This window comes from Enterobacter sp. SM3, assembly GCF_009811935.2.
Lineage (GTDB): Bacteria > Pseudomonadota > Gammaproteobacteria > Enterobacterales > Enterobacteriaceae > Enterobacter > Enterobacter asburiae_D.
In genome coordinates, this window is sequence record NZ_CP099971.1 from 53,762 (window position 1) to 63,401 (window position 9,640).

At 58.2% G+C, this 9,640-nt stretch carries 8 protein-coding genes and 1 pseudogene; 7 read left to right on the plus strand and 2 right to left on the minus strand.

The genetic code is table 11. The annotated features are described in order from the left end of the window. Positions 1-32 precede the first annotated feature (32 nt). Complete coding sequence (locus GVO84_RS00255; protein WP_121426064.1) at positions 33-602, minus strand: TetR/AcrR family transcriptional regulator; 570 nt, start codon at positions 600-602, stop codon at positions 33-35. A 186-nt stretch (positions 603-788) separates the two neighbouring features. On the opposite strand from GVO84_RS00255, the gene GVO84_RS00260 reads away from it, so the two are divergent. Next, a complete protein-coding gene (locus tag GVO84_RS00260) occupies positions 789-1,208 on the plus strand; it encodes a GNAT family N-acetyltransferase (RefSeq protein ID WP_159515212.1) in 420 nt (139 codons plus the stop codon). Here GVO84_RS00260 and GVO84_RS00265 read toward each other — a convergent pair. Then, on the minus strand, positions 1,205-1,852 hold the full coding sequence (locus tag GVO84_RS00265) for a TetR/AcrR family transcriptional regulator (RefSeq protein ID WP_032661988.1): 648 nt from the start codon (positions 1,850-1,852) through the stop codon (positions 1,205-1,207). The genes GVO84_RS00260 and GVO84_RS00265 overlap by 4 nt on opposite strands. A 78-nt stretch (positions 1,853-1,930) precedes the next feature. Between GVO84_RS00265 and GVO84_RS00270 the strand changes: the two genes are divergently transcribed. From GVO84_RS00270 to GVO84_RS00295, 6 genes and pseudogenes are all read left to right on the plus strand, one after another. Then, on the plus strand, positions 1,931-3,430 hold the full coding sequence (locus tag GVO84_RS00270) for an MDR family MFS transporter (RefSeq protein ID WP_159515213.1): 1,500 nt from the start codon (positions 1,931-1,933) through the stop codon (positions 3,428-3,430). A gap of 187 nt (positions 3,431-3,617) precedes the next feature. Beyond that, positions 3,618-4,418 carry a lipoprotein NlpA gene (gene nlpA, locus GVO84_RS00275; protein WP_121426061.1) on the plus strand — a complete coding sequence of 267 codons (801 nt, stop codon included), beginning with the start codon at positions 3,618-3,620 and terminating at the stop codon, positions 4,416-4,418. Positions 4,419-4,541: 123 nt separating this feature from the next. Further along, positions 4,542-5,321 (plus strand): MBL fold metallo-hydrolase, encoded by a 780-nt coding sequence (locus GVO84_RS00280; protein ID WP_121426060.1) that lies wholly within the window; start codon positions 4,542-4,544, stop codon positions 5,319-5,321. A 26-nt stretch (positions 5,322-5,347) separates the two neighbouring features. After that, positions 5,348-6,301 carry a GlxA family transcriptional regulator gene (locus tag GVO84_RS00285; RefSeq protein WP_159515214.1) on the plus strand — a complete coding sequence of 318 codons (954 nt, stop codon included), beginning with the start codon at positions 5,348-5,350 and terminating at the stop codon, positions 6,299-6,301. Between the two features lie 237 nt (positions 6,302-6,538). Beyond that, entirely contained in the window at positions 6,539-8,179 is a 1,641-nt protein-coding gene (locus tag GVO84_RS00290) for a ShlB/FhaC/HecB family hemolysin secretion/activation protein (RefSeq protein ID WP_159515215.1), read from the plus strand. 95 nt (positions 8,180-8,274) lie between these two features. Then, positions 8,275-9,003 (plus strand): annotated as a pseudogene (locus GVO84_RS00295) (filamentous hemagglutinin N-terminal domain-containing protein); the annotation flags it as partial. Positions 9,004-9,640: the final 637 nt, after the last annotated feature.

Consider the following 9,640-nt stretch of genomic DNA (forward strand, 5'->3'; position numbering starts at 1 on the left):
ATTACTTATTCCCGCTAATTATTCATATGCGATTACTTCGCAGAGAAAAGCATATTTAAAATATCCTGATAAAGGGGTTCTAATTGTTCTGACGGGACTTTTAAGGGGGTTAATCGACGATAAATCGTCCCCTCAATCATCACGGCGGTAATCTCCACGCAGCAGCGAATATGCTCGTCGCTCAGGTGCGGAAACTGCTTTTTCAGGTGCGCGCAGGCGTTGGCGAACATGCGCGATTCGGCTTCTATCAGCATCGTCGCCACCTGCGGATTGCGCGTGGCCTCGGCGGACATTTCCAGCATCAGGGCATCGTCATCTTCGTTGAGGGTCTGTCGCCAGGCGAGCGCCTGCGGCATTCCTTCCACCAGGGTTTTACCCTGCATCTCCTCAATGCGCGAGTCGATGATGCGGCGGATCATCTCTTCAATAATCGCGTCTTTGTTACTGAAATAACGGTAAATTTGTCCGACGCTGAGCTTCGCCTCGCTGGCAATCTGCGACATGCTGGCGGCGTGAAATCCGCTGGCGCGAAAGCAGCGGCGCGCGGCGGTGATGATCTCGTCCTGGCGCAGTTTTTGTCGTTCTTCCAGCTTTGTGCTCATCGTCGGCTACCGTATAAAAGTGAGAATGATCGTTCTCAGTATACGTTTTAGGTGCGTATTGGAAAGGCTTTTTTTATTTACATATTGAATGAATATTTCCAGGGTTAAACAATGGAGGAAATAAGGAGTTTTTATGAAGGTGAAGCTGTGAGATATTCAGATTGCGCTGAAAATAAGGAGAACAATATGCAGTTGAGCATCACTGAAAAAGTTACGCCAGAAGAAAAAGAAGAGTTATTAACGGGGCTGAGATCGTATAACGGGCAGTTTTTAGATCTGGCGACCTTCAGCGGGGATATTGGCGTTTACGTGCGGGACGAAAAAGGCATCATGCTCGGTGGGCTGATTGGGGTGCGTAAAGGCGACTGGCTGAATATTGATTTTCTGTGGGTCAGCGAGACCGTGCGCGGATCCGGCGTCGGCAGCCAGCTCATCAGAACGGCCGAAGAGGAAGCCCGACGCAAAGGCTGCAGGCACGCGCTGGTCGATACCGCCAGCTTCCAGGCGCGCCCGTTCTATGAAAAACAGGGGTACCAGCTGCAGATGTCTTTGCAGGATTATCCGTATGAGGGCATGCAGCGGCACTATCTGGCGAAAGCGCTTTAACCGCCGATCCCGGTGCCGATCACGGCAAGCGCATGACGGACAATGATTTCCGGCGAGAGGGATTTTAGCCTCTCGTCATTGCGCATGCGTGAGAACGGCACCAGCACCAGGCTCAGCAAGGTCGTAAACAGCAGCTCCGGTGCCAGCGCCTGATTCAGCTTCCCTTCCTGCTGCCAGCCTTTGATGGTGGCAAGCGTCGCCTGATACTTCTCGTCACCAAACCGCGCCTGAAGATGGGTGCGCAGTACCGGCATTTCGCCAATCACCTCCTGCATCCACAGCGGCGCAAACCAGTGATGCTGTTCTGCCAGTTCAGCCAGCACCTTAACCATTTCCGTCAGGGCATTCACCGGCGAATCCCGGTTATCGGCGAAAATAGTTCCGATCCTCTCGCGTAACGGCAGAAAACGCTCCTCAATCATCGCATCCAGCAGCTGCTCTCTGGAGTTGAAGTAATAGTGCAGCATCGCGGGCGTGACGCCCGCCTCTTTGGCAATGGCGTTGAGTGAGGTGTTGGCGATCCCCTGACGGGAAAAGAGGTTCAGGGCGATATCCAGCAGCTGTTCGCGGCTGGCGGTGACGCGTTTACCTCCGCGAGGGCGGCCGGGGCGGCGCGGTTCAGAATTGTCTTTTAATGCTGGCATGACCACGGTGCCTCTTGATCTTATTCATCACTTCCACAAATATTAATTATGCGATTAATTAATTTCAAGCGATCTCTTATGGAATCCGACGTCATGACCCCACCCGTGCAAAAAGCGCCGTCGATAAAGCTGCTGTTCAGCGCGCTGCTGCTGGTGATGCTGCTTTCGGCGCTGGATCAGACCATTGTCTCTACCGCGCTGCCGACCATCGTCGGCGAACTTGGTGGGCTGGATAAGCTCTCCTGGGTGGTAACGGCCTATATTCTCAGCTCCACTATCGTGGTACCGCTGTACGGTAAGTTCGGCGATCTGTTTGGGCGTAAAATCGTCCTGCAAATCGCGATTGTGTTGTTCCTCGTGGGCTCCGCGCTGTGCGGGCTGGCGCAAAACATGACCCAGCTGGTGATGATGCGCGCCCTGCAGGGGCTGGGCGGCGGCGGCCTGATGGTCATCAGCATGGCCGCCGTGGCGGACGTGATCCCGCCTGCCGATCGCGGGCGCTATCAGGGGCTGTTTGGCGGCGTATTCGGGCTGGCGACGGTCATTGGGCCGCTGATCGGCGGGTTTATCGTCCAGCACGTCTCCTGGCGCTGGATTTTCTACATCAACCTGCCGCTGGGGCTGTTTGCCCTGCTGGTAATTGGTGCGGTGTTCCACGGTAGCGCGCGGCGCAGCAAGCACGAGATTGACTATCTGGGGGCGATTTACCTCAGTATGGCGCTGCTGTGCATCATCCTGTTTACCACCGAAGGCGGCACCGTTCGCCAGTGGAGCGACCCGCAACTGTGGTGCATTTTGGCCTTTGGCCTGACGGGCATTGCCGGGTTTATCTATGAGGAGCGGCTGGCGTGGGAGCCGATCATCCCGCTGTCACTTTTCCGCGACCGCAGCTTCCTGCTCTGCAGCCTGATTGGCTTTATCATTGGCATGTCGCTGTTCGGCTCGGTGACCTTCCTGCCTCTGTACCTGCAGGTCGTGAAAGGCGCCACGCCAACGCAGGCCGGCCTGCAGCTCATCCCGCTGATGGGCGGGCTGCTGCTGACCTCCATTATCAGCGGGCGGATCATCAGCCGCACCGGGAAATACCGTCTGTTCCCGATCCTCGGCACGCTGCTCGGCGTGGTGGGGATGTTTTTACTGACCCGCATTTCTATCTCGTCTCCGACCTGGCAGCTGTACCTGTTTACCAGCGTGCTGGGCATGGGGCTGGGCCTGGTGATGCAGGTGCTGGTGCTGGCGGTGCAGAACAGCGTGTCGGCGGATCAATACGGCGTAGCCACCTCTGGCGTCACGCTCTTCCGTTCCATTGGCGGGGCCATTGGCGTCGCGCTGTTTGGCGCGGTGTTCACGAACGTTCTGCAGTCAGGGCTGGTCGACAGGCTGCCTGAAGGGGCGGAACTGCCGCGCGAGCTGAACCCGACCGCCATTCATCATCTGCCAGACGCCCTGAGGCTGGACTATCTCGATGCGTTTGGCTCGGCCATTCACGGGGTGTTCCTGCTGGCGGCGGGGATTATGGTGCTGGCGTTTGCGCTGTCGTGGTTTTTACGTGAGGCGCCGCTGCGTCGGCAGGCGTGACTCCATCGCCCGGTGGCGCTTTGCTTACCGGGCCTACAACACCTCCGCGCGTAGGTCGGGTAAGCGTAGCGCCACCCGACAATAGGCCGCATATAACGTATCCTTCTTATTGATTCTTTTTCGTTTTTTAGAGAGCCGTTGCGTTGTCGATATAGTCTTCTAAACGTTTATCAAAAGGATCTGTCTCGTGAAACTTCGACTGGGTGCGCTTCTCCTGACTGGCCTGCTGCTCGCGGGCTGTGACCAAAACAGCAATGATGCCAAACACATTAAGGTCGGCGTCATCAACGGCGCTGAACAGGACGTGGCGGAAGTCGCCAAAAAGGTGGCAAAAGAGAAATATGGCCTGGACGTGGAGCTGGTCGGCTTCAGCGGATCGCTGTTGCCCAACGATGCCACCAACCAGGGGGAACTGGATGCCAACGTCTTCCAGCATCGCCCGTTCCTTGCAGAAGATAACAAGGCGCATGGCTATAAGCTGGTGGCCGTGGCGAACACCTTTGTTTTCCCGATGGCCGGCTATTCCCGCAAAATCAAATCCGTGTCTGACCTGAAGGACGGGGCAACCATTGCCATTCCAAACGACCCGACCAACCTTGGCCGCGCGCTGCTGCTGCTGCAAAAGGAGAAGCTCATTACCCTGAAGCCGGACACCGGGCTGCTGCCGACGGCGCTGGATATTATCGCCAACCCTAAGCACCTGAAAATCATGGAGCTGGAAGGAGCGCAGCTGCCGCGGGTACTGGATGACCCGAAAGTGGATGTCGCCATCATCAGCACGACCTATATTCAGCAAACAGGGCTGTCGCCGGTGCATGACAGCGTCTTTATTGAAGACAAAAACTCGCCGTACGTGAACATCGTGGTGACGCGCGAAGACAACAAGGACGCGGAGAACGTGAAGGCGTTTATCCAGTCGTATCAGTCGCCTGAAGTGGCAAAAGCGGCTGAGACGATCTTTAACGGCGGGGCAGTGCCGGGCTGGTAAGGGAACCATCAGAAAACGCGGAGTCTTCAATTGGCCCGATTCCATCGGTAATCGCCCTTTATCCCACAGCGCCAATAGTGACGGATGGCTATCCTCCTTATCACACCAACCGGAGGATAGCCCATGAACATTACCCATATTCGCAACGCCACCCAACTGATTTCCTACGCCGGAAAACGTCTTTTAATTGACCCGATGCTGGCCCCGAAGGGCGCTTATCCGGGCTTTCCCGGCACGGCGCATGCCGAACGCCGTAACCCGACTGTCGAACTCCCGGTTGACGTCAATACGCTGCTGGACGCCGACGCGGTGATCGTCACCCATACCCATGACGATCACTGGGATCGCGCCGCGGCGGAGCTGATCGCCAAAGACAAACCGATCTACGTGCAAAACGACCGTGACGCCGCGCTGCTGCGCAGCCAGGGGTTTAGCAACCTGACGGTCATGACCGACGCGACCTTCTTCGGCGATATTCAGATTACGAAAACCCAGGGCGGACAGCACGGGACCGATCGCGCTTACGCCGTGCCGGAGCTGGCGGAGCGGCTGGGCGAGGCCTGTGGCGTGGTGCTGCGTCATCCCGATGAGAAGACGCTCTATCTTGCCGGGGATACCGTCTGGCGAGACGAGGTGGCGGCCGATCTGCAAAAGCACCAGCCGGACGTGGTGGTGCTGAACGCTGGCTATGCCCACGTCATTGGTTTTGGGCCCATTATTATGGGGCAGGAGGACGTGCTCAACGTTCATTTCCTGCTGCCGCAGGCCAACATTGTGGCGAGCCACATGGAGGCGATTAACCACTGCCTGTTAACCCGCAGCGCGCTGCGTGAGTACGTTGAAGCCAATCAGGTGAGTGATGCAGTGACCATTCCCCAGGATGGCGAAACCGTTATATTCTGAGTGCGTTAAAGGGAAAGGAGAGACAGATGTCGCTAATCAACGTCGCGATTGTCGCGGTAGACGGGTTCAGCCCGTTCCACTACTCCGTTCCCTGCATTCTGTTTGGCGATTCGGTCTCCGGCGAAAAGCGCTTTAACGTGACGATCTGCGCCGAAACGCCGGGGTTCCTCACCTCAAAAGACGGGTTCGCCCTCAACGCCACGCAGGACTACACCGCCATTGGTCAGGCCGATATCGTCGTCGTTCCCTACTGGCAGCACGTCCTTGAACGCCCGCCCCAGACGCTGCTCGACAGCCTGGTGCAGGCGAGAGACAACGGCGCGGAAATCGTTGGGCTGTGTCTGGGGTCATTTGTGCTGGCCTATGCGGGGATCCTCGACGGCAAACGTGCGGCCACCCACTGGGAGTTTGAACATCAGTTTCAGTCGCTCTTTCCGAATGTCCAGCTGGATATCAATGCGCTCTACGTGGATGACGGCAATATCATCACCTCTGCCGGAACCGCGGCGGCGCTGGACTGCTGCCTGTATATCATTCGCCAGCGCTTTGGCAGCGTGGTCGCCAACCAGATTGCCCGTCGGATGATTGTACCGCCCCACCGCGAGGGCGGGCAGGCGCAGTTCATCGCCCAGCCGGTACCCAAAGATACCCGCGACGGACGCATTAACTGCCTGATCGACTACCTACAGCAGCACATCACCGAACCGCATAGCCTGGACTCGCTGGCGGAGGTGGTTTCGATGAGCCGCCGCACGCTGACCCGTCATTTTACTAAAGCCACGGGAATGAGCGTCGCTGACTGGCTTACCGCCGAGCGCCTGCGGCGCAGCCAGATCCTGCTTGAAGCCGGAAATATGCCGATTGAACGCGTGGCCGAGCTGGTGGGATTTAATTCCGCCGTCACCTGGCGACAGCAGTTTAAGGCGCGTTTTGGGGTGAGCCCTGCTGAGTGGCGAAAAACGTTTCGTCTGCATATTTAATGTATGACAGCTAACTTAAGATTTAAGGGTTGGTTAAACATTTCTTATTTTTTGTTAAATGACTTCGTCCGTTTCTAAAATACTCTTTTTTAAGATGCCATAACTTAAATTAGATATACTCGCCTTAAGAATGCTCTTATATTGTACAAATTATAATTGCGTCTTAATTATGTGGCATGGATGAACACGTCTAAAATAAAAAACAAAATAATTTCATTAAGAAATTATGCTATTGCTATGTTCCTGGGTGCGCTATTTTCAGCAAGCGCTCACGCTGCGCCGCTGTCGCCAGCCGATCGCGATGCCATTCAACAGCAACAGCAGCAGCTTTTGCTCCAGAACCAGCAACAGCGTGAAGAAATCGAGCGGAGTATTCCCCTGCCCGAACCCGCCAGACCGCTGCCCGTTACCGGCACCGGGCCCTGTTTCACCATTAATACCATTACCCTTTCCGGCGCGACCTTAATCCCCCCGAAAACCCGGCAGGCCCTTGTTGCGCCGTGGCAGGGCCGGTGTCTGGATATGGCGAAAATAACGGAACTTCTCGCCCATATTTCTGACTGGTATATCAGCCGCGGATATATCACCAGCCGCGCCTTTCTCACCGAGCAGGATCTCTCCGGCGGTCAGCTGAATATTGTTGTGCTGGAAGGGCGGCTGGAAGCGATCCGTCTGGAAGGCGAAACGCCGCGCATGCTGAAAATGGCGTTTCCGGGACGGGTGGGCGGTATCCTTAATTTACGCGATATCGAACAGGGTATGGAGCAAATTAACCGTTTGCGCGCCGAACCGGTTCAGATTGAAATTCTTCCGGGAACGCAGGCCGGATATTCCATCGTTAATCTCACGGCTAAACCGGAATTTCCGTTAAGTGCATCCGTAAGCCTGGATAATAGCGGGCAGAAGAGCACCGGTGAAAACCAGCTTAACGGCGTGCTCACCGCCAATAATATGCTGGGGCTGGCGGATAAATGGTTTGTCAGCGGCGGGCGCAGCAGTGATTTTGCCAGCGCGTACGATGCACAGAATTTCCAGGCGGGCGTCAGCGTGCCGTTTGGCTACGGCCTGCTGGACTACAGCTACGCCTGGAGCAACTACCGAACCACCATCAATAACCAGGGATTCAACTGGCTCTCCACGGGCGATACCAAAACCCACCGCCTTAACGCGTCATGGGTGGTTTTCCGCAACGGGGATGTGAAAACCGGCATTGTGGCAGGCGTGGTTCAGCGCTCCAGCCGCAACTGGCTCAACGACGCGCCGCTGCAGAGCAGCACGCGCAACCTCTCCAGCCTGGTCCTGGGGATTACCCACACGCAAAAAATGCTGGGCGGCGTGGCGACCTTCAACCCGACCTGGAGCCACGGCATGCCATGGTTCAATGCCGAAACCGACGAAAACAAATCCGGGGATATGCCGCGCGCGGAATTCCGCAAATGGAGCCTGAACGCCAGCTTCCAGCGTCCTGTCGCCCGTAACGCATGGTGGCTGACCAGCGCCTACGGCCAGTGGTCGCCCGACCGGCTGTACGGCTCCGAACGCCTGACGCTCGGCGGCGAAAGCTCCGTGCGCGGTTTTAAAGAACAGTACCTGTCCGGGGATAACGGCGGCTACTGGCGTAACGAGCTGGGGTATTCCCTCTTCACCCTCCCGGTGATTGGCGCGGTGAGCGCAACGGTCGCCGTTGACGGCGGCTGGCTGGAAAAAGATCGCCAGGACCGCTTTGCCTCCGGCACGTTATGGGGAGGCTCGGTGGGGCTGAGCAGCGCAGGGCGCTGGTACAGCAGCCAGATTTCGGTCGGTACGCCCCTGCACTACCCCGACTGGCTCGGCCCGGATCATGTGAGCGTTAACTGGCGCATTGCCTTCATGCTTTAAGAGACTCTACGACTATGGATACCCGTCACCCACCCGTTCGTTTCTCGCAGCGTCTGATCAGCTGGATTGTCTGCGGCCTGATGGTCTGGCAGCCGATGGCACCTGCCGTTGCGGCGGCGCTTACGCCGACCGGGCAGACCACGGTCGATCGGGCGGGGAACGGGGTGCCGGTTGTCAACATTGCCACGCCGAACGGGGCGGGCATTTCGCATAACCAGTTCGGTGAGTATAACGTCGGCAAAGAGGGGCTTATCCTCAACAACGGCACCGACCGCTTAACCCAGACCCAACTGGGCGGGCTTATCCAGAATAACCCCAACCTGCAGGCCGGGCGGGAAGCGAAAGGCATCATCAACGAAGTCACGGGCGCCAGCCGCTCGCAGCTGCAGGGCTATACGGAAGTCGCCGGTAAGGCGGCAAACGTCATGGTGGCCAACCCGTACGGGATCACCTGTAACGGTTGCGGATTTATCAACACCCCGAACGTCACCCTGACAACCGGCAAGCCGCAGTTTGACGCCAGCGGTAACCTGCTGGCGCTGGATGTCACGAAAGGGGCCATCACGGTCGAAGGCCAGGGGCTGGACGCCAGCAAGAGCGACGCGCTGTCGATTATTGCGCGCGCAACGGAAGTGAACGCCGCGATACACGCAAACGACCTGACGGTGACGGCAGGGGCGAACCGCGTGGGCGCAGACGGCAGCGTTAAGCCGATTACCGGTGAGGGCGCCGCGCCCGTGGTGGCGGTGGATACCGGCGCGCTCGGCGGGATGTATGCCAACCGTATCCGCCTGGTCTCCAGCGAGACGGGCGTGGGGGTGAACCTCGGCAACCTCACCGCGCGCCAGGGCGATATTCAGCTGGATGCGGGCGGCAAACTGACGGTCACGAACAGCCTGGCCAGCGGCTCGATTAGCGCGAATGGCGCGGGGGTGGCCCTCAGCGGCAGCCATCAGGCCGGTGGCGCACTGAATGTGGCCAGCTCGCAGGATGTGGAACTCAATAACAGCACGCTCGCCAGCCAGGGCGATATGCGCCTTTCCGCTGCGGGGAAAGTGCAGACGACGGGCGGCGGGACAAACAGTGCGGGCGCGCTGGCGGTCAGCAGCGGGCAGGCGATGACGCTCAGCAACACCTCCCTCATCTCCCGCGGCGCGGCGACGCTGAACAGCAAAGGCACCCTGACCGTCAACGGCGGCGGCGTGTCGGCACAGGGCGGGGCGCTGACCGTCGCAGGCGGGCAGGGAGTGGCACTTTCGGATGCGACGCTGACAGGCCAGGCCGACACCACGCTGTCCACCGGCGGCAGCCTGACGCAGCGCGGCGGCAGCGTCACCAGCAAGGGCGCGCTCAGCGTGGCGGCCGGGAAGGATATCACGCTGACGAATACCCGCAGCGGAAGCGATTCCCGCACGACGCTGACCGGCGGCGGCACGCTGACATCCACGGGCAGTGCGGTCT